General features: G+C 64.3%; 25 protein-coding genes and 1 pseudogene. 19 read left to right on the top strand and 7 right to left on the bottom strand.

Annotated elements, in window-relative coordinates; all coding sequences use genetic code 11:
• Nucleotides 1-143: 143 nt before the first annotated feature.
• Nucleotides 144-857: a putative type VI secretion system effector gene (locus BTH_RS32230; RefSeq protein WP_201762942.1), complete on the top strand. Its 714-nt coding sequence runs from the start codon at nucleotides 144-146 to the stop codon at nucleotides 855-857.
• Between the two features lie 115 nt (nucleotides 858-972).
• A pseudogene (locus tag BTH_RS32225) lies at nucleotides 973-1,240 on the top strand (transposase); the annotation flags it as partial.
• Between the two features lie 189 nt (nucleotides 1,241-1,429).
• Here BTH_RS32225 and BTH_RS34025 read toward each other — a convergent pair.
• Nucleotides 1,430-1,597, bottom strand: a complete 168-nt coding sequence (locus tag BTH_RS34025; protein ID WP_009951519.1) for a hypothetical protein — start codon at nucleotides 1,595-1,597, stop codon at nucleotides 1,430-1,432.
• Between BTH_RS34025 and BTH_RS35355 the strand changes: the two genes are divergently transcribed.
• The 7 genes from BTH_RS35355 to BTH_RS25900 all read left to right on the top strand — a co-directional run bounded on the left by BTH_RS35355 (nucleotide 1,590) and on the right by BTH_RS25900 (nucleotide 8,034).
• On the top strand, nucleotides 1,590-2,087 hold the full coding sequence (locus BTH_RS35355) for a hypothetical protein (RefSeq protein ID WP_223297062.1): 498 nt from the start codon (nucleotides 1,590-1,592) through the stop codon (nucleotides 2,085-2,087). The genes BTH_RS34025 and BTH_RS35355 overlap by 8 nt on opposite strands.
• On the top strand, nucleotides 2,080-2,799 hold the full coding sequence (locus BTH_RS35350; protein WP_201762943.1) for a putative type VI secretion system effector: 720 nt from the start codon (nucleotides 2,080-2,082) through the stop codon (nucleotides 2,797-2,799). The genes BTH_RS35355 and BTH_RS35350 overlap by 8 nt, the downstream gene beginning before the upstream one ends.
• A 257-nt stretch (nucleotides 2,800-3,056) precedes the next feature.
• On the top strand, nucleotides 3,057-3,464 hold the full coding sequence (gene tnpA, locus BTH_RS25920; protein ID WP_009888727.1) for an IS66-like element accessory protein TnpA: 408 nt from the start codon (nucleotides 3,057-3,059) through the stop codon (nucleotides 3,462-3,464).
• The gene (gene tnpB, locus BTH_RS25915) at nucleotides 3,461-3,808 is read left to right on the top strand and encodes an IS66 family insertion sequence element accessory protein TnpB (protein WP_009889515.1); all 348 of its coding nucleotides are present in this window, start codon (nucleotides 3,461-3,463) and stop codon (nucleotides 3,806-3,808) included. Before tnpA ends, tnpB begins: the two co-directional genes overlap by 4 nt.
• 29 nt (nucleotides 3,809-3,837) lie before the next feature.
• A complete protein-coding gene (gene tnpC / locus BTH_RS25910; RefSeq protein WP_009889500.1) occupies nucleotides 3,838-5,409 on the top strand; it encodes an IS66 family transposase in 1,572 nt (523 codons plus the stop codon).
• A gap of 298 nt (nucleotides 5,410-5,707) precedes the next feature.
• Entirely contained in the window at nucleotides 5,708-7,021 is a 1,314-nt protein-coding gene (locus BTH_RS25905) for an Nramp family divalent metal transporter (protein WP_009891744.1), read from the top strand.
• A gap of 749 nt (nucleotides 7,022-7,770) precedes the next feature.
• Nucleotides 7,771-8,034 (top strand): hypothetical protein, encoded by a 264-nt coding sequence (locus BTH_RS25900; protein ID WP_009891742.1) that lies wholly within the window; start codon nucleotides 7,771-7,773, stop codon nucleotides 8,032-8,034.
• 199 nt (nucleotides 8,035-8,233) lie between these two features.
• Here BTH_RS25900 and BTH_RS25895 read toward each other — a convergent pair whose 3' ends face one another.
• From BTH_RS25895 to BTH_RS25885, 3 genes are all read right to left on the bottom strand, one after another.
• Complete coding sequence (locus BTH_RS25895) at nucleotides 8,234-8,515, bottom strand: H-NS family nucleoid-associated regulatory protein (RefSeq protein ID WP_009891740.1); 282 nt, start codon at nucleotides 8,513-8,515, stop codon at nucleotides 8,234-8,236.
• Nucleotides 8,516-9,000: 485 nt separating this feature from the next.
• A complete protein-coding gene (locus BTH_RS25890) occupies nucleotides 9,001-9,927 on the bottom strand; it encodes an amidohydrolase family protein (RefSeq protein WP_009891736.1) in 927 nt (308 codons plus the stop codon).
• A gap of 44 nt (nucleotides 9,928-9,971) precedes the next feature.
• The gene (locus BTH_RS25885) at nucleotides 9,972-11,312 is read right to left on the bottom strand and encodes an MFS transporter (RefSeq protein WP_025369430.1); all 1,341 of its coding nucleotides are present in this window, start codon (nucleotides 11,310-11,312) and stop codon (nucleotides 9,972-9,974) included.
• A 364-nt stretch (nucleotides 11,313-11,676) separates the two neighbouring features.
• Between BTH_RS25885 and BTH_RS25880 the strand changes: the two genes are divergently transcribed.
• The 7 genes from BTH_RS25880 (at nucleotide 11,677) to BTH_RS25850 (ending at nucleotide 19,432) form a co-directional block, all read left to right on the top strand.
• A complete protein-coding gene (locus BTH_RS25880) occupies nucleotides 11,677-12,570 on the top strand; it encodes a LysR family transcriptional regulator (protein WP_009891734.1) in 894 nt (297 codons plus the stop codon).
• Nucleotides 12,571-13,372: 802 nt separating this feature from the next.
• Nucleotides 13,373-13,918: a Csu type fimbrial protein gene (locus tag BTH_RS25875; RefSeq protein WP_025369429.1), complete on the top strand. Its 546-nt coding sequence runs from the start codon at nucleotides 13,373-13,375 to the stop codon at nucleotides 13,916-13,918.
• Nucleotides 13,919-13,970: 52 nt separating this feature from the next.
• On the top strand, nucleotides 13,971-14,531 hold the full coding sequence (locus BTH_RS25870; RefSeq protein WP_009891732.1) for a Csu type fimbrial protein: 561 nt from the start codon (nucleotides 13,971-13,973) through the stop codon (nucleotides 14,529-14,531).
• Nucleotides 14,532-14,613: 82 nt separating this feature from the next.
• The gene (locus tag BTH_RS25865; RefSeq protein ID WP_009891731.1) at nucleotides 14,614-15,138 is read left to right on the top strand and encodes a Csu type fimbrial protein; all 525 of its coding nucleotides are present in this window, start codon (nucleotides 14,614-14,616) and stop codon (nucleotides 15,136-15,138) included.
• 17 nt (nucleotides 15,139-15,155) lie between these two features.
• Nucleotides 15,156-15,995, top strand: coding sequence for a fimbrial biogenesis chaperone (locus tag BTH_RS25860; RefSeq protein WP_009891730.1), 840 nt, complete (start codon nucleotides 15,156-15,158; stop codon nucleotides 15,993-15,995).
• 44 nt (nucleotides 15,996-16,039) lie between these two features.
• Complete coding sequence (locus tag BTH_RS25855) at nucleotides 16,040-18,451, top strand: fimbria/pilus outer membrane usher protein (RefSeq protein ID WP_009891728.1); 2,412 nt, start codon at nucleotides 16,040-16,042, stop codon at nucleotides 18,449-18,451.
• A gap of 15 nt (nucleotides 18,452-18,466) precedes the next feature.
• Nucleotides 18,467-19,432, top strand: coding sequence for a Csu type fimbrial protein (locus tag BTH_RS25850; RefSeq protein WP_009891727.1), 966 nt, complete (start codon nucleotides 18,467-18,469; stop codon nucleotides 19,430-19,432).
• Between the two features lie 84 nt (nucleotides 19,433-19,516).
• Here BTH_RS25850 and BTH_RS32185 read toward each other — a convergent pair whose 3' ends face one another.
• Nucleotides 19,517-19,753, bottom strand: a complete 237-nt coding sequence (locus BTH_RS32185) for a hypothetical protein (protein WP_223297061.1) — start codon at nucleotides 19,751-19,753, stop codon at nucleotides 19,517-19,519.
• An 89-nt stretch (nucleotides 19,754-19,842) separates the two neighbouring features.
• On the opposite strand from BTH_RS32185, the gene BTH_RS25845 reads away from it, so the two are divergent.
• The gene (locus BTH_RS25845) at nucleotides 19,843-21,915 is read left to right on the top strand and encodes an ATP-binding protein (protein WP_025369426.1); all 2,073 of its coding nucleotides are present in this window, start codon (nucleotides 19,843-19,845) and stop codon (nucleotides 21,913-21,915) included.
• On the top strand, nucleotides 21,916-22,548 hold the full coding sequence (locus tag BTH_RS25840) for a response regulator transcription factor (RefSeq protein ID WP_009891722.1): 633 nt from the start codon (nucleotides 21,916-21,918) through the stop codon (nucleotides 22,546-22,548).
• Nucleotides 22,549-22,758: 210 nt separating this feature from the next.
• Here the strand turns inward: BTH_RS25840 and BTH_RS34680 are convergent, their stop codons facing one another.
• Complete coding sequence (locus BTH_RS34680) at nucleotides 22,759-23,001, bottom strand: hypothetical protein (protein ID WP_154660009.1); 243 nt, start codon at nucleotides 22,999-23,001, stop codon at nucleotides 22,759-22,761.
• A gap of 244 nt (nucleotides 23,002-23,245) precedes the next feature.
• On the opposite strand from BTH_RS34680, the gene BTH_RS25830 reads away from it, so the two are divergent.
• A complete protein-coding gene (locus tag BTH_RS25830) occupies nucleotides 23,246-24,088 on the top strand; it encodes a methyltransferase domain-containing protein (RefSeq protein WP_009891719.1) in 843 nt (280 codons plus the stop codon).
• 17 nt (nucleotides 24,089-24,105) lie between these two features.
• Here the strand turns inward: BTH_RS25830 and fabV are convergent, their stop codons facing one another.
• Nucleotides 24,106-25,299, bottom strand: coding sequence for an enoyl-ACP reductase FabV (gene fabV / locus BTH_RS25825; RefSeq protein ID WP_009891718.1), 1,194 nt, complete (start codon nucleotides 25,297-25,299; stop codon nucleotides 24,106-24,108).
• Nucleotides 25,300-25,479 lie beyond the last annotated feature (180 nt).

The following is a 25,479-nucleotide window of genomic DNA, read 5'->3' as shown; positions in this document are numbered from 1 at the left end:
TACTTTTTGGTTATCTAAAAATACAAAAATTGGCGATATAAAAATCAAAATAAATGTTTCGATAAGGCGTTAGTTGCTGTTGGGTTTAAGGTTGGCAACGGTTCGTTAATGGATGTTGTTAAAGATCACGGGTGATCGGTGATATGAATATTGATAAATTGGTGGTGCTTCGTGGGCGTCTCAAAAATTTCAAAAAAGAGCGATCTACCGGTGATTTCCTGCTGAGCGATACGGAGCGCTCGGCAGTTGGCCTTACAGCGGTCGCATCGGCATTGGTTGATTCCGGCGGAGCAATTGGTCTGGCGTCCTTGGCTGGTACGAAAGAGGAGGCGGATAAGGTTCAATTTGAACTCGATGGGAAGTTTTTCACGGGCTGGTTAATGTGGTCACCGTTTCAAGATGAAGAAGAGGTAGAGGTGGTGGCGGAACCATCGAAAGATGGAACCTACCGTGTTTTTGCGATTCTGAGACCTTCGGATCGCACGATTGCGCTATATCCTCATTGTTCTCGTGGAAAAAGGGCGCATTTTAGAAATTCTTTTAAGTGGTTTTTGAGGGGATTCTCTGTGATATTTTCAATTTATTTCTTCGTCATGTTATTTGCATTCTGGAGGGAGGGGATGTGGAGGGAATTTTTTATTGTGTTGATTGGTGGTGGATTGGGTGTATTTTTGATTTATGGTGTCATTGCCTATAGTATTGCGAGGAGGTTTGTGCCGTTCTCTGATATGGCCGAAGGAATTTTTCGTGCGCTGGGGTGGCTGAATACTGCGGAGATTAATTTGCCGGGGAGAAGTAAATTGGCAAGAGAAGCGGAAAAGAGGCTAGGTTTAGGTATTTTATACTTTAAATATTGAATTTATGGTATTTGCTTGGTGGTGATGGCGTATGTGGCCCTAGCCCGGCAAACCATTCCGTTTGGAACCGGGAAATTCTGGCATGATGTTGCAACGACGACCAGCAGGTCATGCCGTGAGGACGAGCAAGTTTACCGAAGAGCAAATCGCATACGCTTTGAAGCAGGCCGAGCTGGGCACGCCCGTCGCGCGGAGGTATGCCGCAAGATGGGAAGCAGCGACAGGACGTTTTACAACTGACGGACGAAATTCGGCGGGCTGTCGCTCTCCGCGGCTGCGCCGGTTGAAGCAGCTTGAAAAAAAGAACCCGAAACTCAAGCGACTCGTGGTCGACCGGTCGCAGGATAAGGCGATGTCTGCAGAACGTGCTATCAAAAAACTCTAGCAGGGTGTTGAAATTGGATACGGTAAACGGCTGCTGTGGGCGGTTTGTTAGAGATATCGTGTTCATGAACTTGGACAGACGAGAGCGATACGTGGAATGGACGAAATGTAAGAACCGCTGTTCACGACGGTGAAGCTGGACGACTTTGTGCCGGCCGGTCACCCGTTGCGGCCGCTTCGACTGCTGGTCAATCAGTGATATGGTCCACGGCGCATGCGAGGTAAGTGCGCGAGTTGATCTCGTTGGCCCCGATCAGACCATACATCGCGATAGCGCGCTCGTCCCCGATATCGAAGCCGACGAACAGGAAGTTCTTACGGCCCAAGCTCACACAGCGCAGTGCGTTTTTGGCCATTCTCGGATTCGGCGCCACGGTGGCATTTGGTTTAACCGCTTTGAGTTCATCCGCGCCATTCTTCAAGCGCATCGCATCGAATGTTACTGGCCGAAAAATTCGTATCGTCGTCCTCGATCGTGTCGGGCAAGGCATTGTCGATGCGGCGGCGCGCAAGGCAGCCATTGCTGCAGGTCAGGAAGCCGCAGCCGTTGCTGCGGAACGGGCTGGAGCCATGGTGGTGGGCAGGGTGCTTTTGTTTATGGCCAGTTGGGAAATTCAGGTCGCCGTTATAGCTATTCAAGTCGTGGTTTGGGCGCTAAGCAATGATGATTTGCAGAACGCCATGCTCGATTCGGTGTTTGGGATGGAGCGGAAATATAAAGTAGTAGCGGATTTGAAGAGGCAAGACGAGGCCTTCGATAAGGCGTTAGTAGCAGTTGGCTTCAAGTCTGAAGAGCCGGATGAAAAGGTAAGGCAGGGCAAAACGGGGAGGAGCGTACATGGATAACAGTCGAGTAGTGGTATTGCGAGGAACAGTGAGTAACTTCAGCAAGGAGCGAGCAACGGGAGATTTTCTCTTGAGTGATGCCGATCGCTCGACGGCGGGGCTTACGGCAGTAGCAGCAGCACTGGCTGGCTCTGGTGGAGCAATCGGGCTGGCGTCCCTGGCTGGAACCAAGGAAGAGGCCGATAAGGTCGCATTCGAGCTTGATGGTAAGAAAGTAACGGGATGGTTGATGTGGTCACCGTTCAAGAATGGCGACGAAGTAGAGGTGGCCGCTGAATTGATGCGAGATGGTACATATCGAGCTTTTGCGGTGCTCAAGCCGAATGATCGCACTATTGCTCTCTATCCGCACTGTTCTCGAGGGAGGATTGCACATTATAAAAATTCTATTAAATGGCTTATGATAGCTTTTTCATTTGTTTTTTTGGGTTCATGTGGTGTTATGGCAATTATTTTCTTTGCCAACCGCGATGGTGATTGGAAGGGATTTGCGGAATTGATGGGCGGGGGAGGGCTGATCGGGTTTGTGTTTTACTCTGTCGTAACATTTAATATCTCCCGAAAATTTATGCCATTTGTGAAAATGGCTGAAGGGATATTTCAGGCTTTGGGGTGGCGAGATGTGAAAAAGGTGGATTTGCCGGCCAGAAGCAGGGCTGCAAAAAAAGAGGGAAATAAACCTGGATTGGGAAAATTGTATTTCAAGTACTGAGTGAGGAAGTTGACATAAGTGTCAGTCGGAGGTGTAAGGGTGAAATGGATATTGATCGAGCCTGTCAGATTTTTAGTGTGCTGAGGTCATGAGACGATAACGGAATTAACGTCCTATGACCGATGCAACAGTGAGCAAGAAGAGCAAGAATCCGAAGGCACCAAAGCTGTTTCGTAAGCGAGTCGCCGGTACCGTCTCGACGGTGTGAATGAATGTTGCCAGAGTAGGCCCCACCACGGCGAGTAGCGGGGACCACAGTGTCAACAGAAGCACCGAAGAGAACTTCACGCAAAGGCATTCCTAATCACCCCGTCGAATTTCGACGGAAACTCGCCAAGCTGGCCTGCGAACCGGGCGTATCCGTAGCGCGGCTGGCGATGGAACACGGGGTGAACACGAACTTGTTATTCAAATGGCGTCGCGCGTTGCGTGCCGGCGAATACGATTCTGTGGGATTTTTGCCGGTCACATTGGAAGCGCCAGCGCCACAGATCGAGCGACCGACTGCGACCGTGGCGCCGACGCCGGTGATCGGCGCTGCCGCGATGGGCGCCATAGAGATCAACGTCGGTAACACTCGTGTGCGGATCGAGGGCTCGCCCAACGAGGGCACGTTGCGGCTGGTGCTGCGCATGTTGCGCAACACACCGGAATCGGCAGCATGATCGGGCTGCCCAGCCGCACAAAGGTCTGGCTGGCCGCGGGTGTGACTGATATGCGTTCAGGCTTCAACAGCTTGGCCGCGAAGGTCCAGACCGTATTGGAACGCGATCCCTTCAGCGGTCACGTGTTCGTGTTCCGAGGCAAGCGCGGCGATCTGGTCAAAGTGCTGTGGTGGAGCGGCGACGGCATGTGTCTTCTGATGAAACGCCTGGAACGGGGCCGATTCGTTTGGCCACGCGCCGACGGTGGCGTTGTCTGCCTGAGCCAAGCCCAACTGTCGATGCTGCTCGAAGGTATCGACTGGCGCCAGCCGATACGAACGACCGAGCCGACATCGGCGTTGTAAACCCGTCGGCCGCCGCGTAAACTGCCGGCATGACCGCGGCCAACGCCTATCCGGACGACATCGAAGCGCTCAAAGCCATGCTGCTCGAGCGCGATGCTCGCATTGGGCATCTCGAGGACGTAGTCGAATCGCACAAGGCGGCGAACGCCACCGCCAAGGCAGAGATCGAGCATCTGAAGCTGCTGATTGCGAAGCTGCGCCGCATGCAGTTCGGTCGCAAGTCGGAGAAGCTCGATCGTCAGATCGAACAACTCGAACTGCGTCTGGAAGAACTCGAAGCGGACGAAGGCGCGGCTCCGATCGAAATCCCGAAGACACCTCGTACCGCGCCGGAACAGTCGCCTCGCAAGCCGCTGCCCGAGCATCTGCCACGTGAAGAGCAAACGCACTTGCCGCAATCGACCGAGACGTGCTCGGAATGCGGCGGCAAGCTCAAGCTGCTAGGCGAAGACGTCTCCGAACAACTTGAATATGTACCTGCGAGCTTCCGCGTAATCCGTCATGTGCGGCCCAAGTTCGCCTGCGCGTGCTGCGATCACATCGCGCAAGCAGCAGCGCCGAGTCGTCCCATCGAGCGCGGCCTGGCGGGCCCTGGACTACTCGCGCACGTGCTGGTCTCGAAGTTCGCAGACCACATCCCGCTGTATCGGCAGTCGGTCATGTATGCGCGTGAAGGCGTCGAACTCGACCGCTCGTTGCTCGCGAAGTGGGTCGGCCACGGCGCGACGCTTTTACAACCACTGGTCGATGCATTACGCCGTCATGTGATGACCGGGACGAAGCTGCATGCCGACGACACGCCGGTCCCAGTGCTCGAACCGGGCAACGGCAAGACGAAGACTGGCCGCTTGTGGGTCTATGTGCGTGACGATCGATCGTCAGCCGATATGACGCCGCCAGCGGTGTGGTTCGCTTACACGCCGGATCGCAAAGGCATCCATCCGCAACAACATCTCGAGACGTTCAGCGGCACGCTGCAAGCGGACGCCTATGGCGGCTACCAGGCTATCTACGAGACCGGACGCGTGAGGGAAGCTGCCTGCTGGGCGCATGCCCGACGCCAGTTCTATGAGCTACACGCTGCGCGCCCGAACGCATTGAATACCGAAGCGCTCGAGCGTATCGGTGCGTTGTACAAGATCGAAGACGCGATACGCGGCAAACCGCCCGACGAGCGTCGTGCGTATCGAGAAGCACATGCCCGACCGCTTCTCAGTCAGCTTCACGCCTGGCTCACCGCCACGCTGGAGACACTCTCAAAGAAATCCGATACGAGTCGGGCGATTCTCTATGCGCTGAACCGATGGGAAGCGCTCACACGCTATTGCGACGACGGCCAACTCGAGATCGATAACCTGCCGGTCGAGCGAGCGTTGCGTGGAGTGGCCATCGGGAGGCGGAATTACCTGTTCGCCGGTGCCGACTCCGGCGGCGAGCGCGCTGCCGCGATCTATAGCCTCATCGGAACGGCGAAGCTCAACGGCATCGATCCCGAGGCGTATCTGCGCTTCGTCCTTGCCCGCATTGCTGATCACGCAATCAATCGTGTCGATCAGCTCATGCCGTGGGCCATAGCTGATCAACTCCGCGACGACAGCTGACATCAAGATCCCGTCGTCAAGACGGCGCTGCCGACACGCTTACGATTATTCGGAGCACGGCCGCGTTTGAAGCAGGCGACCCATGCGGACGCCGTCCCACGCGTGAATGCATGCCGGTGCGCCGGTTCAACGCGCGCCCGCGCCGGCCGGCAAGCGGCCATCCCGCGAATTTCCCGGTGGGGTGCCATTTTCGCGAAGCCCGCATCACTACCGCTCGACGTGCGTTGACGATCAGGGTGGGCGGTCGTCGCGAATGCGTAAAATGACCGCCACGCACACAGGCCCTCGAACATCTCCCATGCCGCTCCCCACCGTCCCCACGGCGCCGTTTTGCCCCGCAGAAGTCAAAGGCAGCATCACGATCGACGCCGGCGTCTCCGGTCTCGCCAAACTGCGCCGCTTCGCCGGCCCGGGCCTGCTCGTGGCGATCGGTTACATGGACCCCGGCAATTGGGCGACCGACATTCAGGCCGGCTCGCAGTTCGGCTACGCGCTGTTGTGGGTCGTCGTGTTTTCGAGCGTCGCCGCGATCTTCCTGCAGATGCTCGCTGCGCGGCTCGGGCTCGTCGCCGGTCGCGATCTCGCGCAGGCGAGCTACGAGCGTTACGGGCCGTTCGGCCGGATCGTGCAGTGGGTCACGGCCGAGGTATCGATCATCGCGTGCGACATCGCCGAGGTGCTCGGCTGCGCGCTGGCGTTCAAGCTGCTGCTCGGCGTGCCGCTCGCGTGGGGCATCGTTCTCACCGCGCTCGACACGATGATCGTCCTCGGTTTGCAGGGCAAGGGGTTCAGGCAGGTCGAGGCGATCGTGCTCGGGCTGATCGGCACGATGGCGTTCTGCTTCGTCGCGCAGGTCGCGATGGTGCCGCCCGATTGGCGTGCCGTGCTGCATGGCCTTGCGCCCGGCTTGCCGGGCCACGACCGCAAGGATGCGGTCGTGCTCGCGCTGGGCATCGTCGGTGCGACCATCATGCCGCACAACCTGTATCTGCATTCGTCTGTCGTGCAGACGCGGCGCGTCGTCGGCGGCGTGGGCGACGTAATCAAGGAAACGCTCGCGATGGTTCGCATCGACACGTGGATATCGCTCGCCGTCGCGATGCTCGTCAACGCGGCGATCTTGATCTTGGCCGGCGCGGCGTTCCATGCAAGCGGTCAGACTGGCGTCGTCGACATCGAGCAGGCCTACAAGCTGATCACGCCGATCGTCGGCGGCGCGGCCGCGTGGCTGCTCGGCATCGCGCTCCTCGCGTCGGGCCAGAGCTCGACGCTGACCGGCACGATCGCCGGGCAGGTCATCATGGATGGCTTCCTGCGCATGAAGATCCCGTGTTACCAACGCAGGCTGATCACGCGCGGGCTCGCGCTCATGCCGGCGCTCGTCGGCGTGCTGTGGCTCGGCGACGGCGCGGTCGGGCGGCTGCTGGTCTGGAGCCAGGTGCTGTTGAGCCTGCAATTGCCGTTTGCGATGTGGCCGCTGATCCGGTCAGTCGGTGATCGATCGGTCATGCGCGATTACACGATCGGGCGCGGAGCGAAGATCATCGCATGGGCGCTTTTCGTGTTGATTAGCGGAACGAATCTGTTGCTGGTCGCGGGTTTCGCCGGTTGATGCGATTCGCATTGTCGCGAGCCGATGAGTCGCGGTGTGTCAGGCGAGCGCACGTATCGGACCGTCGGGCCGAGGCATCCGCGTTCACAGGCGAGCCATCCTTGGGCGTGTCGCATCGAGCCGGCCTTCCGGCAGCGGACCGAATTCGCACTTCGCGGCGCGGATCGCTTCACTGCATTGCGATGCGTCGCGTGCGGTGAGCCGTGCGCGGCGACGTGCGAAGTGTCGACTCGGCTTCAATCGATCGATCCGGACCAGCCGGGCCGCATCGCATCCGGGGAGGATGCCGTGCGGCAATAGGTGCGGGGTATGGCGGGTGGCGTCAATCCAAAGTTGTCGAGCGCGCCGTATCCGCGTGTCGTGAGCGGCGGTGATTGCGCGATGCGAATCCATCGCGCGAAGCGTGCGATTCGTTCCACATCGCGAGCAGCCAAGCCGCCGTGCCCGGTCGAATTGCCGATGTCCGGCGTGCACCCACTATCGCGAAGCGGCGGGCGTGAGCCGGCAACGCCGCCGGCGCACGCCCGCGTGCGTCGCGCTCGCGACGGGGAAGCGCGGCCGGCGCCGACGAAGCGCCGCTATGCGCCACGCATTGTTTGCATCAGCGAAACGGACTGTTAAGCGTAACGGGAATGATCTATCGCGCGGAGCGCGGCATACTTTCGCATGTCTCATCGTTCCCAGTTTGCTCGAAGAGCACGCTTTCAAAATTGAAACTACGCGTTCTCAAATCGTCATCCTTATCTATCGTGGTCAGCGCATTGCTGTTGGCCGCATGTTCTAGCGCATCCAACATCAGCGCGACTGAAAACCCGAACGTCTACACGGTCGATTCGAGCTCGCGCGGCATTTTGCTGTCATGGGCGGGCGCGCATGAACGGGCCGTCAACGAAGCGACGAGCTACTGCGCGCAACGCGGCATGCAGGCAAGCGTGAAGCGCGAATCCGTCGAACGCGGTAGCGGTTCGCTCGGACGCGCGCAACTCGCCTTCGAGTGCCATCCGTCGTTCTGACGGCGGAACGACGGTGCGGCCGCGCATCGCACACGCGCTGAATCGCCGGTCGCGCGGCTGCGTGCCGCGCCGAATGCAATGAAAAAGCCCACACGGCTCGAGCGAGCGGTGTGGGCTTTGTCACCATGCATGGCTTGCGCGCAGCGAAGCCGATACGCAAACGTTGCCGCCTGACGCCGGGCTACGCGGCACGGAGATATCAGGCGACGAACGCGGCGCGATCCTTTCCGGCGATCCACGAAGGCGGGCGGCCGCGGCCGTTCCATGTCGCACCGGTCTTCGGATCGCGGTACTTCGGCTTGAGCTTGCCGCGACGACGCAACACGCCCGCGCGACCGAACACTTCCTGCGTCGTGAGTTCGAATTCCTCGACGATTCGTTTCACTTCGGATAGCGCGGCACTGCGCGCCTGCGTGCGCGCAGCATCCAGCTTGATCATCAGGGCTTCTCGTTCCGCCAGAAGGTCGAGGTAAGTTTCCATTGAAAAAATGCTCCCTTGCCTGTCGGGATTCGATCGCGTCCCGTATCGGCCGGCAAATGTAGAGTTGTGTGTTGGACGAATGACGACAAGTCGACCGCCGATCGGAAGAAGCGAAGACCGATGCGGCGGTCAGCGGGTGAAACGAAAAATCGCGATCCCGTTTCGGCATCGATCGCGATGCCATCCGCCGTCAAGCGATGGCGTTCCGCATGCGGGCGCAGCGTGAGCGGGGCCTGCGTGCGGGGATGAAAAATCGAAATTCGCGGCGATGTCCGGTGTTCGTGCGATGGCGTGCAGACTCAGCATGCACTCAAGCGCGGAAGCCGTCGGACACGGGCACGGATCATCGTCATCGGAATGGCGAAATTCTAGCGGCGAGCGTCAACGCGAACCAGCGGATCGGGCCGAGATATTCATAAATTTTTGACATACATCGGGTGTGCTCGAAGCGTACGAGGCGGCGCGTCGATGCATCGCGCAGTCGTTTAGCGATCGAAGCGATACAGCGCGCGCGCCGAGTCGCAGAGGATGATGCGTCGAAGAGACGGATCGGGCACCCAGTCGTCGAGCGCCGAACGCGTCGCCCGGTAGTCGGTCCGGTCGCGATGCTGCGTATGAGGCCAGTCGCTGCCCCAGACGAGCCTGCTCGGCGGGTATGCACCGAGCAGCGCGCGCGCCGCGCGCGTGCCGAACATGGTGCCGTCGCCCGAATCGATGTTGCGATATGCGGCGGACAGCTTGACCCAGACCTGCCCCGTGCCGGCGATCGACAGCAGAAACCGGAAGCCGGGGTCGCGCGTGCCGAGATGCGGCGCCGGCCGCCCGAAATGATCGACGACGACACGGCACGATTGATCCAGCAGTGCGGGAATGATCGCGGGCAGGTCGGCGGCGCGACGGTGCACCTCGACATGCCAGCCGAGCGCGTTCGCGCGCGCGAGCAGCGCACGCCAGCGCGGCGCGGCGAACTCCGGAATCGGCAGGCCGACCAGATTCAGGCGGATGCCGACCACGTCCGTCGCTTCGAGCCGCGCGAATTCTGCTTCGGCCGTGCACGGATTCACGACCGCGACGCCGCGAAAGCGCTGCGGATAGCGCGCGAGCGCGTCGACGAAGAAGTGATTGTCGGTGCCGAGAAAGCTCGGCTGAACGAGAACGGCATGCGTGACGCCGCACGCGCTCAGATGCGCGACATACGATTCGAGCGTCGCGTCGTATTCGGGCGAGTGCCGCGCGCTCGGGGTGCGCGGCAGGCTGCGCAGAAACACGTGCGCATGTGAATCGACGGCCTCGATCGGCGCGACGCCGTTGCCGTACCACGCGTCGACTAGCGGATCGCGTGCGTCGCGCGCACGCGTGGCGAAGGTGCGGCCCGTCGTTTCGACTGCCGGATCGTTCGATGCCTGATCCATGAGAAATCCACCAAATGACGAGCGCCCGATCGGCCGCGCGGCGTCTACAGCGCCGCTTCGCGGACCTCGACATCGGGTTGCGACGCCTGGAAGTCGCGCGCGCGCGTTTCGGGCAGGAACCACACGGCGACGAACACGATCCCGTACGCGATGCCCGCGTCGATGCCGAGCGCGACGCCGAGCGGCATCGACGTGCCCATGTGCCCGACGAGCACCGGGAAGATCGCCGAGGCGACGCGGCCGAAGTTGTAGCAAAAGCCGACGCCTCGGCCGCGCACGTTCCTCGGATAGAGTTCGTTGAAGAGCGCGCCGAGCGTGGCCGGAATCCCGGCCGCGAAGAAGCCGAGCGGGAAGCCGAGCAGCAGCATCGCGACGTTGTTGAGCGGCAGCAGCACGTACAGGTTGACCGTCACGACGCAGCACGCGGCGAACAGCATCAGGTTCCGGCGGCGGCCGATGCGGTCCTGCAGGTACGCGCTCGTCATGCATCCGACGATGAATGCGACGATGATCACGGCGAGATACGCGCCCGTGCCGAGCACAGACAGATGGCGCTCGGTCTTCAGGTAGGTCGGCAGCCAGGTCGTGATCGCGTGATAGCCGCCGTGCGCGCCGACGCCGATCAGGCCGCCGACGATCGTCATCCTGAGCACCGACGGATCGAAGATGCCCTTCGCCGACGAGCGTGCCGACGCGGCCGACATGGCCGACGTGGATGAAGCCGACGTGGCCGCGCGCGCGTCGTCGCGCGGCGGCTCGGGAATGGCGCGCCGGATGTACAGCACGAGCAGCGCGGGCAGCACGCCGATCGCGAACAGCGCGCGCCACGCCCATTCGGGCGGCAGCCACGAGAAGACGAGCGTGTAGAGCAGCACCGCGCCGCCCCAGCCGAAGCCCCATGCGCTCTGCACGATTCCCATCGCCTTGCCGCGATGCTGCGCGCGAACCGTTTCGCTCAACAGCACGGCGCCTGCCGTCCACTCGCCGCCGAAGCCGATCCCTTGCAGGGTTTTCAGCACCAGCAATTGCTCGAAGTTCTGCGCGAATGCGCTGAGGAACGTGAACAGCGAGAACCAGCACACGGTGATCTGCAGCGCGCGCACGCGGCCGAAGCGATCGGCGATCATGCCGGCGAGCAGGCCGCCGATCGCGCCCGCGGCGAGCGTCGCGCCGCCGATCAGCCCCGCCTGCCCCTTGCCGATGCCCCAGGATGTGAGCAGCGCGGGAATCACGAGGCTGAACATCTGCGTATCGACGCCGTCGAGTGCCCAGCCGGAAAAACATCCTTTGAACGTGCGTCTTTCTACGGGCGATATTTCTTTGTACCAGCTCACTCGTGCTCTCCAGAATGATGTCGCAATAAGCGGTTGAGAAAAAGCCCGCATCATATCGTCATATTTTATCGAGGGGTAAACGACATATGCATCACGAAACCGGGCATTATCGATAAAAGAAAATTATGATGGCGGACTTCGCATCGAGCCCGGATGTGCCGGCGGGAAAGGCCGACAACGTTTGCATCGGCCGAAATGCGGCGATTTTTGTTCGGCGCGATGCGAGGTGCGGAATACTTGAAACGATTCATCAAATAATTCTATTTTGCTGAATGATCGGTAAATTCAAAATTCACGAGAAGAATTCGTCGATTGGGAGAGCGTGCGGAATGAAGGCTGGCGTTCGTCGCTCCGTTTGCCGATTCGGCGGCGAGGCGGCGAGCGTCGAAAAGCAGTCTCATTGCACCGAGTAATGATGGAATCCAAGCATCTACGTTATTTCCTGGCCATCGCCGATACCGGCAGTCTCACTCACGCGGCGATTCGCCTGGGTGTCGCGCAGCCCGCGCTCAGTCATGCGCTGACGAAAATGGAGCGCGAGCTCGGCGTGAAGCTGTTCGACCGTTCGAGGCGCGGCGCGACGCTGACGACGGCGGGCGAAGCGATCGTCGACGACATTCGTCTGAGCCTCGCGCGGATGGACGCAGCCGCGCGGCGCGCGAGCGAGATCGGCGCGCAGCGCGCCGGGCGGCTCAGCATCGGCTTCGTGTCGGCCGCACTGTTCGATACATTGCCTGCCGCGGTGTGCGCGTTGCGCGCGGCGTCCCCGCGCGTCGATCTCGTGATGAGGGAGATGAGCAATGCGGAGCAAGTTGTCGCGCTCGAGCGAGGCGAGATCGATATCGGCATACTGCATACGCCTGTCGCGATCGGCGGCCCTGTTCACGAGAAGCTGATCCGGCGCGATCCGCTGATCGCCGTGATTCCGAAGTCGTTTCCGCGGCAGCCGGACGGCTCGATCACGCTGCGGGAGCTGTCTCGCGCGGGGCTCATCTGGTTTCCGCACGAGCAGTTGCCGTCGATTCGCGCGGCGATCCTCAGCGCGTTCCGGCTGGCGGGGCACCCGATCGAGGTCGTCCAGGACGCCAATCGCACGCTGACTGTGATCGCCTGTGTGGCGGCTGGCTGCGGCGTGTCGCTACTGCCGTCGTCGATCCGGACGCTGACGTTCGAAGGCGTCGACTTCAGCCCGGTGGCTGACGGGCAGGCGCTGCCGGAATTTCCGTTGACGGCGATCTGGCCCAAGCGGTCGCGCCGCACGCTCGCCGATCGCTTCGCGGAGCTATTGCCCAGGTTTCAGCCGAGTTGAGCGAGGCGGGCGATGGGCGGCGCGCGTGCCCGTCTTCGCCCGCGCTGAATGCGCCGGATTCCGCCTCCGTCAATCGTTTGAATACCGAATGATTGGGATCGCGAAGCGCGCAAGCGTCGCGAGATATTATTTCATTATAAAAATGCGCGCATGCGGGCGAGTGACGATAAATAGAATATCGATCGCGCAACGTGAATCGATTGATCGGTCGCTCGAGCCGTGCCGAAATTGATCGTCTTCATCCACCCGCCATTCTCGATCGATCGTGCTGAAAGAATGGCGGAATTCTACTCTTCCTGTCGATAATTCCGGTTTTGTTTTCCCGCTCGGCTTCTCGGAGCAAGGTGGCGGAAGCCGGCCGTGTGGCCGCTTTCGTCATGCCTGTCATATTTGGAGCGGGCATCCCCGTGCATACGGTGGAATCTTTAAACATTGTAAAATTTTTCGAAACTCGGATTATTCTGATAGTAACAATTACGCCGAGCATTCATCATCTATTCAATTATATTTTCGATGTAAGCGGGGCGCGATTCTGGAATAACCGCATTCGAGAAGACCAATCGAGTTGACCTCAACCAATTAAAAACCGGGGCGGCCGAAACTGAATGTCGACTTTGCATGCCGCGACGGCGGTGCGGGAGATGCGCCGCCGTTCGGTCGCGCTCGTCCGCCGCGATCGCGGTGCGGGTTGGCGGGCGTCGGTGCATGCATGGCGCGCGCGAGGCGACGGGGTCGCCGCGCGCGGCGATTGGGCCATCGAAAAACAACAACGAGATCACCGGGCGATCGTGTGGAGAGCGAAATGCGCAAGCATGTGGTGCGGATGGTGGGCGGGGCGGCTTTCATGCTGTTTTTCGCGACTGTCTCGGCCGGGCAGTTGACCGGCGCTATGCAGGTGAATTTGCAGGTCAGCCGCGGTTGCGAGGTCGCGGGCGTCGCCGAAGGCGTGGATCTGGGCCGGCTGGATTTCGGCACGCAAGGGCCGCTCTGGTCCGACTACCTGACGGCCGACGGCCGAGCGACGTCCGGCGGCGCGGTGCGCGTCGTCTGCAGTCCGGACGTCAACGGCTTCCTGGTCTCGATCGACAGCGGTCGCAACGGGGATCAGTCGACCCGCTATCTGGTCAAGCGCGCCGCGGACGGGCGCGTCGCCGGCCGGATTCCGTACAACGTGTACCGCGATGCGGCGCGCAGCGTGCCATACGTGCCGCTCATGCCGCAGTCGTTCGTCGTCGACGGGCGGCGGGACGACGTGACGCTGCCGCTTTACGGCATCGTCAACGGCATGACGCGCGCGGTGCCCTCCGGAACCTACGAGGATTTGCTCGGGATCACGCTCGACTGGTGATCCGGGCAGGTAAGCAGCAACCGATCTTTTTCACCACACGGAAGGAAACAACATGAAGGCTCACTGGAAAGTCTGGGCGGCTCTCGCCTGCGTGTCCGCCTGCGCAGGCGTGCAGGCGCAAACCAGCCCGCTCACGGGGACGGTCAATACGCAGCTCGTGCTGACGACGGGCTGTGCGGTCGATACGGGCGGCGGCTCGGTCAGCTCGACGAATTTCGGCACGCTCGACTTCGGCACGCAGCCGAGCGGCTTCACGGGCCGGCTCACGAGCGCGGCGAAGGGCGGCGGCACGACGTCGACGCAAGTGACGTGCTCGCCGGACGTCACGTCGATCCAGGTGACGATCGATGGCGGCCAGAACGCATCGAAGGGCGCGGCTGTCGGTATGGGCACGCGCGCGCTTGCGAACGGCGGCAGCTTCGTGCCTTACGAGGTCTACGCCGATGCGGGGCATTCGCAGCAGTACGTGTCGGGCGCGCCTCAATCGGTCGCGGTACCGACGCCGGGCGCCGCGTTCGAGCTGCCGCTGTACGGCGTCGTCAACAAGACGAACCCGTCGGCGCTCGCCGCCGGCACGTACACCGACGTGCTGAACGTCACGCTCGGCTGGTAAGCGAGCGCGCCGGTTCCGTTCAGTTTCGCCTCGCGGTTCGCGTGCAAGCGGGCCATGGGGCGCCCCCAGATTTTCGATCGTCATGTCGAGCTTTCAACGAGTGGTTTTCCTGCTGGGCGTCGCGGCGTGGCCGGCTGCCGGCCGGGCGGACACGCTGTTGCCCAGAACCCAGGCCTTCACGGTCAGCGCGCAGATCGTCGCGGGCTGCGGCGTCGCGGGCGGCGGGCCGACGAGCGGCCTGAACTTCGGCACGCTCGACTTCGGCGCGCATCCGGCCGTCGCGACAGGGCAGGCGACGGCCGCGATCGGCGGCGGCGCGTTGCAGATCGAATGCTCGCCGGGCTCGACGCTGAAGATGACGGTCGACGGCGGCGCTCACGCGAGCGCGGGCAACACGCAGCGCAACCTGTCGAGCGGCGGCGCGCGCGTCGCGTACCAACTGTATTCGGACCCCGGGCGCACGCAGGCGATCGCGATCGGGCAGGCGGTGTCGCTGCCCGTGTCCGGGACGATCACGCTGCCGATCTACGGCGCGCTGACGCTGCCGGGCGGCGGCGCGCCCGCGGGCACGTATACCGACACCGCGCAGGTCACGCTCAGTTATTAATCAATCAGGAATTCGTGATGAAAGTTTCGAGACCGCCTGGCGCGCCGGCGCGCGCGGCACGGGTGCTGCGCCGCGTGTTGCTCGGCGCGGCGGCCGCGGCGTCGTTCGCCGCGCAGCACGCGCAAGCGGCGGCGTCCGTGATGATCTGGCCGATCGATCCCGTGATCGAGAGCGGCGAGCGGGCCGCGGCGCTTTGGCTCGAGAACCGCGATCGCCGGCCGGTGACGCTGCAGGTGCGCGTGCTCGGCTGGCGCGAGGCGAACGGCGAGGATGTCTACGACGAGAACCAGCAGCGCATCGCGGGCAGCCCGCCGATGGCGACGGTGCCCCCCGGCAAACGCCAGTTGGTCCGGCTCACGCGGCTCGCGGATACCGCGCCCGGCAGCGAGGAGGCGTACCGCGTGCTGATCGACGAGATCCCGCAGCCGGACGACGACGCGCAGCCGTCCGCGGGCGACACGGCGCTCGGCGTGAAGTTCCAGATGCATTATTCGGTGCCGCTTTTCGTGTACGGCGACGGCCTGTGGACGAAAGAGAATCCGGAGAAGCGCCGCGATCCGGTGGCGGCGGGGCGGCCGGCGCTCCGTTGGCGCGTCGCGCACGACGGCGGCAAGCGCTGGCTCGTCGTGTCCAACCGTGGCCCCGTGCATGCGCGGATCACGCATGTGGTGTTCGAGGCGAACGGCGCACGCGCCGATTTCGCGCGCGGCCTGCTCGGCTACGTGTTGCCCGGCGCGCAGATGCGCTGGGCGCTGCCCGAGACCATCAAGCTCAATTCCAATTCCAAGCTGATCGCCACCGTCAACGGCGTGGCCGATCTTGCAATCGACGTGGACGGCGCCGCTTCGAACCGGTAATCCGCATCACGACACAAGCGACGATGTCGCGACGGGGAAATGCCTTGAAGCGGTACAACGAATACAGAACGAGAGGGCTGCCGCGACGGCGCGCGGCGGCGTGGACGGTGGGCATCGCGTTCGCGGCGGCGGGGGACGCGCGCGCGAACGAGCCGATGACGCTCGCGGACAGCTTCGGCCGCGCGCCGCCGCCCGGGGGGGGCGCGGCGGCGCACGGCACGCTGTATCTCGAACTGGTCGTCAACGCGCTGTCGACGGGGCGCATCGTGCCGATCCGCTATCGGGACGGCGTCTACTACGCGCGCGCGGGCGACCTCGCGCAGGCGTCGGTGCGCACGGGCGCGGAGCCCGACGCGCTCGTCGATCTGTCGAAGCTCGACGGCGTGCAAGTCGAATACGAGAGCGGCGAGCAGCGCCTGAAGCTGAGCGTGCCGCCCGACTGGCTGCCGCAGCAGACGGTCGGCTCGCGGCGGCTGTACGACCGCACGCCCGCCGCCGTGAGCTTCGGGCTCCTGTTCAATTACGACGTGTACACGAACTCGCCGACGCTCGGCACGAGCTACACGTCCGCTTGGACCGAACAGCGGCTCTTCGACAAGTGGGGCGCCGTGACGAACACGGGCGTCTACCGGCGCGATTATGGCGGCGGCGTCGGCGGTGCCGGGAGCAACCGCTATCTGCGCTACGACACGTCCTGGCGCTACTCGGACCAGGACCGGATGCTCACGTACACCGCGGGCGACGTGATCACGGGCGCGTTGCCGTGGTCGAGCGCGGTGCGCCTGGGCGGCGTGTCGGTGGAGCGCGACTTCAAGGTGCGCCCCGACATCGTTACGTATCCGCTGCCGCAGTTCTCGGGCCAGGCGGCGGTGCCGACCGCCGTCGATCTCTTCATCAACGGCAGCAAGACGACGACGGGGCAGGTGAACCCCGGCCCGTTCACGATGAACAACGTGCCGTTCATCAACGGCGCTGGCGAGGCGTCCGTCGTCACGACCGACGCGCTCGGCCGTCAGGTCGCGACGACGATTCCGTTCTACGTCGCGAACACGCTGCTGCAGAAGGGGCTCTCCGACTATTCGCTGTCGGCCGGCGCGATGCGGCGCGATTACGGAATCCGCTCGTTCTCGTACGGCAAGTTCGCGGCGTCGGGCACCGCGCGCTACGGCCTCGCCGACTGGCTGACGATCGAGGGCCACGCGGAAGGCGGCGAGCGCCTCGCGCTCGGCGGCCTCGGGTTCGATGTCGGCGTCGGCATGTTCGGCGTGCTCAACGTCGCGGCGACGCAGAGCAGCCTCGCCGGCACATCGGGCCGGCAATACGCATTCGGCTACGGCTATTCGTCGCAGCGGTTCAGCGTGTCGCTGCAGCGAATCCAGCGCACGGCAGGGTTTCGCGATCTGTCGGTCTACGATCTGCCGGCGGACGTCACGTACCGGCTCGTGCGCAGCAGCACGCAGGCGACGGGCGCGCTCAATCTCGGCGCGATCGGCGGCACGCTCGGCGCCGGCTATTTCGACGTGCGCGGCGCGGACGGCACGCGCACGCGGATCGCGAACCTGTCGTACACGCGGCCGCTGTTCCGGCGCGCGACGCTCTACGCGTCGGTCAACAAGACGATCGGCGACCACGGCGTCGCCGCGCAATTGCAACTGATCGTGCCGCTCGGCGACAAGGGCGTCGTGACGGGCTCGGTCGCGCGCGACGAGCGCAACAGTTTCAGCGAGCGCGTGCAGTACAGCCGCAGCGTGCCGAGCGACGGCGGCTTCGGCTGGAATCTCGCGTATGCGGGCGGCGGCGCGCACTATCAGCAGGCGGACGCGACGTGGCGCAACCGCTATGTCCAGGTGCAGGGCGGCGCGTACGGCTACGGCGCGGGGCGCGGCTACGCGCGCTGGGGCGAGGTGCAGGGCTCGGTCGTCGTGATGGACGGCGCGGTGCTGCCCGCCAATCGCGTCGACGACGCGTTCGTGCTGATCGACACGCAAGGCCGCGAAGGCGTGCCGGTGCGCTACGAGAACCAGCTCGTCGGCAAGACCGACGGCGGCGGCCATCTGCTCGTGCCGTGGGCGCCGTCCTATTACGCGGGCAAGTACGAGATCGATCCGCTCGATCTGCCGAGCAACGTGCGCGTGCCGATCGTCGAGCGTCGCGTCGCGGTGCGCGACCACCGCGGCGCGCTCGTCACGTTCCCGATCCAGAAGATCGTCTCCGCGCAGATCGCGCTGGTCGACGCGTCGGGCCGGCCGATCGGCATCGGCTCGCGCGTGCTGCACGAGGAGAGCGGCCAGGCCGCGCTCGTCGGCTGGCAGGGCGAGACGTATCTCGAAGGCTTGTCCGCCGTCAATCACCTGCGCGTCACGACGCCGGACGGCCGCATCTGCCACGCGACGTTCGCCGCGGACGTCGACGCGGCGCAGATGAGCCGCATCGGCCCGCTCGCGTGCGGCGAATAACGACAGGATCCAACGATGAAGCCATTCCGATCATTCTTCGTGCGCACCGCGGCGACGCTCGCGCTCGGTCTCTTTGCCGCGCTGCACGCGCACGCGTCGTGCTCGGTCGTGAGCGCGGCCCCCGCGTCGTTCGGCACGATCACGTCGTTCGTTGCCGCGAGCCAGCCGCAATCGACGTCGACGACGAGCAGCGGCCTGTCGTGCTCGGGCGCGTTGCTCGGCCTGTTCGTGATCGGCGACCAGATCAACGCGGCGATCACGTCGGCGAACGGCGGCAAGCTCGTCGGTCCGACGGGCGATGCCGTGCCGTACTCGGTGTTCGCCGATCAGAACTATTCGATCAAGCTCGACCTCGGCGTGACCTACAACTGGGCGAGCGGGCAATTGCTGAACCTGCTCGGAATCTTCGGCGGCCCCGCGCAGACGCTGCCGATGTATTTCCGGACGATCCAGGGCAGCAACGTCGCGGCGGGCACGTACACGGACACGCTGACGATCGCCTGGAACTGGGACTACTGCAGCGGGATCGGCGTGCTCGGCCTCTGCCTCGGCCGCGACCGGGGTTCGGGCACCGCGGTCGTGCCGGTGACGATCACCGTGACGAACGACTGCGTGATCGTTGCACCCGACGTCAGCTTCGGCGCGGCGCCGACGGTCGCGAGCTTCGCGCCGGTGACGGGCAGCGTGTCGCTCACCTGCACGAAGGGGATGGTCTACACGGTGGGCCTCTCCAGCGGCGCGAATCCGCATGCGAGCGGGCGCCGGCAGATGGCGAACGGCGCGAACCGGCTGCAGTACGACATCTTCGGCGCGGGCGGCAGCGCGGCGTGGGGACAGTCGGCGAACCGCGCGGGCAGCGGCGCGGCGGCCGACGGCCGCTCGGCGCAGCAGTTCCCGTATACCGCGCGGCTCTATCCGGACCAGCCGACGCCCGCCGTCGGCACGTATACCGACAGCGTGGTCGTGGACGTGCGCTATTAGCCGAAAAGCGGCGTTTTTCTGAAATCGTTTCGGCCATGCGAATCGAATCGGACGGGGGAGCGGGAGGTGAGAGGAAAAGCCGGATCAGTTATTTTCATTTTCGAACGAAGCGTAGATTTGACGAGGTGCGATGCCCGAAATGGCCAAATCGGGCGCGAGAATATCGTGATGCGCATGCGTTGATCGTCGACTTTCGCTTGCCGGCCGGCCCGCATGCATGCGGGCCGGTTCAAGCGCGGACGCCGCCGTTCGCGACTGCACGCCATCGAATCGAAGAATCGGAGAAAGCGCACGTGCGATGGGATAAACGACCGTACCCATAAAGGGAACGCCGCAAGAAAGGGAAGTGCGGTTTTTCCCGGAAACGGAAGAGATGCGTATTCTGGCGAGGTTCCATATGGGATGAAGGTATGAAAAGCGACGGCTTTTGCGGAGGCAAATTCTGTCGACGCATACTGGTGTGCATCTCCGCTGCGGCGCTCGCGTTCCTGACGCTGTCGCAGGTCACCAATCGGATGCAGGAGGGCATGCTGGCCGCGACCGGGCCCTGCAAGTGGACGCATGTGTACCCATTGCTGTGGGGCAGCCACGTGCTCGTCGCGCTGTTGAGCTACGGATGGGCGCACCGCGATCTGAAGCGGCTGCAGGCGGCGCTCAGAGCGAGCCGGGGCTCGCTCGCGACCGCGAGCCACGAGTTGCGCGCGCCCGTGAACGGCATGCTCGCGCTCGTCGAGCTGGTGAGGCAGGGGCTGCTCGCGCCGGAGCAGCAGCGGCTGCTGAGTCTCGTGCAGGACTCGGGGCAGTCGCTCGCGCGCGTGCTGAACGACATTCTCGATCACGCGAGCATCGAGGCGGGGCAATTCGCGATCGAGAAGACGCGCGTCGACGTGCGCGAGCTCGTCGACAGCGTGAGCGCGATGCTCGCGGTGCAAGCGCATCGCAAGGGGTTGCGGGTCCGGCTGCACGTCGACGCCAACGTGCCGGCCGCGGTGCTGACGGACGGCAATCGACTGCGGCAGATTCTCGTCAACCTGATCGGCAACGGCATCAAGTACACGGAGCGCGGCAGCGTGTCGGTGCGCGTGCGCGCGACGGACGCCGTCGACGGCTCGGTCGAGATCGTCGCGACGGTCGTCGACACGGGAATCGGCATTGCCGCCGACGAGTTGAGGCGGCTTTTCACGCCGTTCGTGCGCGCGGCGCGCGGCGCACGGCGCACGGAATCGGGAACGGGGCTCGGGCTTGCGATCGCGCGCAAGCTCGCGCGATTGCTGGGAGGCGACGTGACGTTGACGAGTGATGAAGGCAGGGGGACGACGGCGACCGCGCGCATTCGCTGCGCGGTCGCTGCGCGCGGCTATGCGCCCGATGCGCTTGCGGGGCGGGTCGTATCGATCGACGTCGCCGATGGCGCGCTCGCGGCGACGCTTGCCGCCTATGCGCGCGCGGCCGGCTTGCGGGTGGCCGCGCGCGGCGCGGCGCACGTCGATGCGGTGCTGTGTGACGACGCGCGCGTCGACGCTTCGCGGCCGCAGGTCGGCTGGGTCGGCGTGACCGACGCGCCTCAGCCTGGCGGCTGGACCGGCGACGGCGCGCACGTGCGCCTGAGCAGCAATCCGCTCGGCTGGCGCGCGTTCGCAGACAGCCTGCGCGCCGCGCTCGACGCGCGCGACGCAGCGGGCGCGCGCATGGCGGCGGAGGGCAAGTCGCGCGCCTATCGCGTGCTGGTCGTCGACGATCAGGAGATGAACCGCATCGTGCTGCGCTATCAGCTCGATGCGCTCGGCCACCGCGCGCGCCTTGTCGCGAGCGGCGACGAAGCGTTGCGCGCGCTCGTGCGGAGCGCATTCGACGTCGTGCTGACCGACTGCCGGATGCCGGGCATGGACGGCGTCGCGCTGACGGCGGCGATCCGCGCGCATCCGGATGCGCGCGTGCGCGCGACGCCCATTGTCGGCGTGACGGCGCTCGTGTCGGACGCCGAACACGCGCGCTGCGTCGCGGCCGGCATGACGTCCTGCATCGGCAAGCCGACGACGCTCGACGCGCTCGAGCGCGCGCTCATCGATGCGATCGAGCCCGCGCCCGCGTTGCGCTTCGATCCGTCTCGCATCGACGCGGCGCGCATGCTCGCGGGATTCGGCGCGCCGTCCGCGCGCGGCGCGGCGCGCGACGCGATCCTGCTCGCGTGCCGCCGCGCGCTCGAGCGCGACCGGGACACGCTCACGCGCCATCTGCGCGACGGCCTGTCCGAGCGCGAACTGCGTGCGTGGTGCCACACGGCGCGCGGCACGTACAGCCTGTTCGGGCAGACGCACGTCGATGCGATGCTCGACGAATTCCACCATCTGCTGACGGCGGGCGACGCGCGCGCGATTCGCGGCGCGGTCCGGGAAACATTCGCGATGGTGAACCATCTGCTGCGCTGCGTTGCGCATCCGGCGCAATCGCGCGATCGCGGCGATCCAAAAGGAGGAAGGTAAATGAGCGTTCAAGTGTTGATCGCGGACGACCATCCGCTCGTGCTGTTGGGGGTGCGCCACATGCTGGCGGGCGTGGGCGACGTGTCGATCGTCGGCGAGGCGCATGATCCGGCGGGGCTGCTCGCGCTGCTGGCGGCGACGCCCTGCGACATCGTCATCACCGATTTCGCGATGCCCGAGCAGCCGGCCGCGGACGGCCTCGCGATGCTGAGCGCGATCCGCGACGGCCATCCTTCGGTCCGCGTGATCGTGCTGACGATGCTCGACAATCCGGTGCTGATGCACACGATGCGCCAGGCGGGCGCGCTCGCGGTGCTGAGCAAGCGCGGCGACCTCGACGAACTGCCGCGCGCGGTCGCTGCGGTGTGCCAGGGGCGCGCGTTCGTCGGCACGCACGCGGGCGCCGCGAGCGGGCTCGCGATGCGCGCGACGGACGCGCCGCCGCAACTGAGCCCGCGCGAGATCGAGGTCGTGCGGCTGTGCGCGACCGGGATGACGATGACCGACATCGCGAACCGCTATGGCCGCAGCATCAAGACGGTCAGCACGCACAAGCACAACGCGATGGGCAAGCTCGGGCTGAAGTCCGACGTCGATCTGTTCATGTACGCGACGGAGAACGGGTTGGTTTGACGGGGTGGTCGGCGGAGGGGCGCGTGACGCGCTTCGGTCCGACTCGCATCGCTCGCGCGTTCGGCTGCTCGGCATGCGCGGCGACGCGTCGTGCGGCGTGCCGCGGGGCAGACGTCTCGTCGTGTGTCGGCCATCGCCGGATCGTTTCCGTCGACGAAACGCCGCGGTCGCGGCCGACGATGCCGCAGAGACGGACGGCGGCGATTCGATTCACGCGAGCGCCGCGCGCGATTCTCCATTTTCGTCGCCGATATTGCTCGCCATCGATCGATGCGGGCAACGAGGCCGGCGATCACGAAATTCGCCCGCCATTTCGGATCGAATTCGACTGGAATTGGTTCTGGATTGAATGATCCGCGCGGGCCGCGAGGTTTCGGCGAAGATCCGGCGGCGAAATTGCCGGAACAACTGGTCGATTTGCAGTGTTTCAAACGTTTGCCGATATCGGTCCAAGCGAAACGTTTCTCGTCGAGAAAATTGCACGTGGTGGCAAATGCATTTTTTCGGGGGTAACGGAATTTTCTGCGGCGATATATTTATTTGACGAGGAATAGGCCGGTTCCTATTTTAGGACTGTCGTGAATTTCGATATTCCGTGCGATGGGAGGCGGGGTATCCGCTAATCAGTGCTGCTTGAGATGCGTGCTTCGCCGCGCCAGCGGCAGTCCGATCCGGGAAGCGCGCGGGGAGAAGCCTCATGGATGCCACGATCGGCCGTTACGCACCGCACGATAGCTGCCTGACGAATCGCAGTTGGGATCCGGAGTGCTATCTGCAGTTCTCCGGCTTGCGTTTGCGGCCCGCCGTCGAACTGTTGCAGCGCATTCCGCTCGCTTCGCCGGACGTCGTCTACGACCTCGGCTGCGGCACCGGGCAAGGCACCGTCGCGCTCGGCGAGCGCTGGCCGCGCGCGCGGGTGGCTGGCGTGGACAGTTCGCCCGAAATGCTCGACCGCGCACGCACGCTCGAGCACGACATCGCGTGGCGCGAAGCCGATATCCGGAACTGGACGCCCGACGAGCCGGCCGACCTCATCGTCGCGAGCGCCGTGCTGCATTTCCTCGGCGATCACGACATCCTGATGCCGCGGCTGATGCGCCATCTTCGGCCGGGCGGCTGCCTCGCGCTGCACATGCCGGACTGGTGGGGCACGCCGTGGTATCGGCTGATGCACGAAGTGCTCGCGACGGGCGGCGCGGACGGCGGCGCGCTCGGCACGCCCGCGTTGCGCGCGGAACTCGCGAAGAACCGCGTCGAGAGCCCGCAGTTCTACTATTCGCTGCTCGCGCCGCGCGCCGCGCATCTCGACATCTGGCACACCGACTACCTGCAGATCGTCGAGGGAGAGAACCCGGTGTTCGACTGGATCAAGGTGTCCGGCCTGCGGATCGTCACCGACGCACTCGCGGCCGACGAGCGTGGCCGCTTTCTCGATCTGTACGTGCCGCGCCTGCACGCGCTCTATCCGCGCCGCGACGACGGCCGCACGCTGTTTCCGTTCAAGCGGCTCTTCATCGTGGCGCAGGCGCCGTCCTGCTGAGCGGCGCGCGTCGCCCGTCACTCGATCAGATTCGGAATCCGTATGTTCGGATCGACGTGCGCATCGTAATCGACGCCGTCGATCTCGAAGCCGAACAGACGCAGGAATTCGGTCTTGTAGCCCGCGAAATCGGTGAGTGCGTACAGATTGTCGTCCGTCACCCGATCCCACAGTTCGAGCACTTGCGCCTGCACGGCCGGATCGAGCTCGAGCCGGTCCGCGCGCAGCCGGCCTTCGGCGTCGACGTGCGGGGGCGCGCCGTACAGGCTGTCACGGAACAGGCCGTCGACCTGCTCGATGCAGCCTTCGTGCGTGCCGCGCGCCTTCATCACCTTGAAGAGCAGCGACAGATAGAGCGGCATCATCGGGATCGCCGAGCTCGCCTGCGTGACGACCGCCTTCAGCACCGACACGCGCGCGTCGCCGCCGCGCGCGGCGAGCTTGTCGCGCAGCGCGAGCACAGTGCGGTCGAGGTCCTTTTTCGCTTCGCCGATCGAGCCGTTCCAGTAGATGTCGTGCGTGACCTTCTCGCCGAGATACGTGAACGCAGTCGTCTTCGCGCCGTCGGCGAGCACGCCCGCCGCATCGAGCGCGTCGATCCACATGCGCCAGTCCTCGCCGCCCATCACGGCGACGGTGCCCGCGATCTCGTCGGGCGTCGCCGGCTGCAGCAGCGTTTCCTTGATCGCCTCGTTGTCGGTATCGATGCCGCGCAGCCGCACGGCCTGGCCGATCGGCTTGAGCGTCGACTGATGCGTGATGCCCGTCTTCGGATGCGTCCTGCGCGGCGCGGCGACACTGTAGACGACGAGATCGACCTGCCCGAGATCGCGCTTGATCGCGTCGATCGTCTTCTGCTTGATTTCGTCGGAGAACGCGTCGCCGTTGATGCTCGCCGCGTAGAGGCCCAGCGCGGCCGCTTCGTCGTGGAACGCCGCGCTGTTGTACCAGCCCGCCGTGCCGGGCTTCGCGTCGAGCGGCGCGCGCTCGAAGAACACGCCGAGCGTCGCCGCGCCCGCGCCGAATGCGGCCGCGATGCGCGCGGCGAGCCCGTAGCCCGTCGACGCGCCGATCACGAGCACCTTCTTCGGGCCGCGCTCGATCGGCCCGCGGCCGGCGACGTACGCGATCTGCTCGCGAACGCTCGCCGCGCAGCCGGCAGGGTGGGTGGTCACGCAGATGAAGCCGCGTACGCGCGGTTTGATGATCATGGCGGTCTCGTCGGGATGCGGGGCGGTCGAAAAAACAGCGTGCATTCTAAACGACGCGCGCGAACGTTACGTTTGCCGGGGCGCAGGGAGCGGGTGCTCGCGATCGATGCCGGCCGAGCGTGTTCGCGCGTTGCCCGCGCATCATGCGCCGCGGGCGAGCGATGAAAAAGGGCGGCCGAA

Source organism: Burkholderia thailandensis E264 (genome assembly GCF_000012365.1).
GTDB lineage: Bacteria > Pseudomonadota > Gammaproteobacteria > Burkholderiales > Burkholderiaceae > Burkholderia > Burkholderia thailandensis.
The sequence above is the reverse complement of the archived record's forward strand: the minus strand, read 5'-3'. Positions and strand labels throughout refer to the sequence as shown.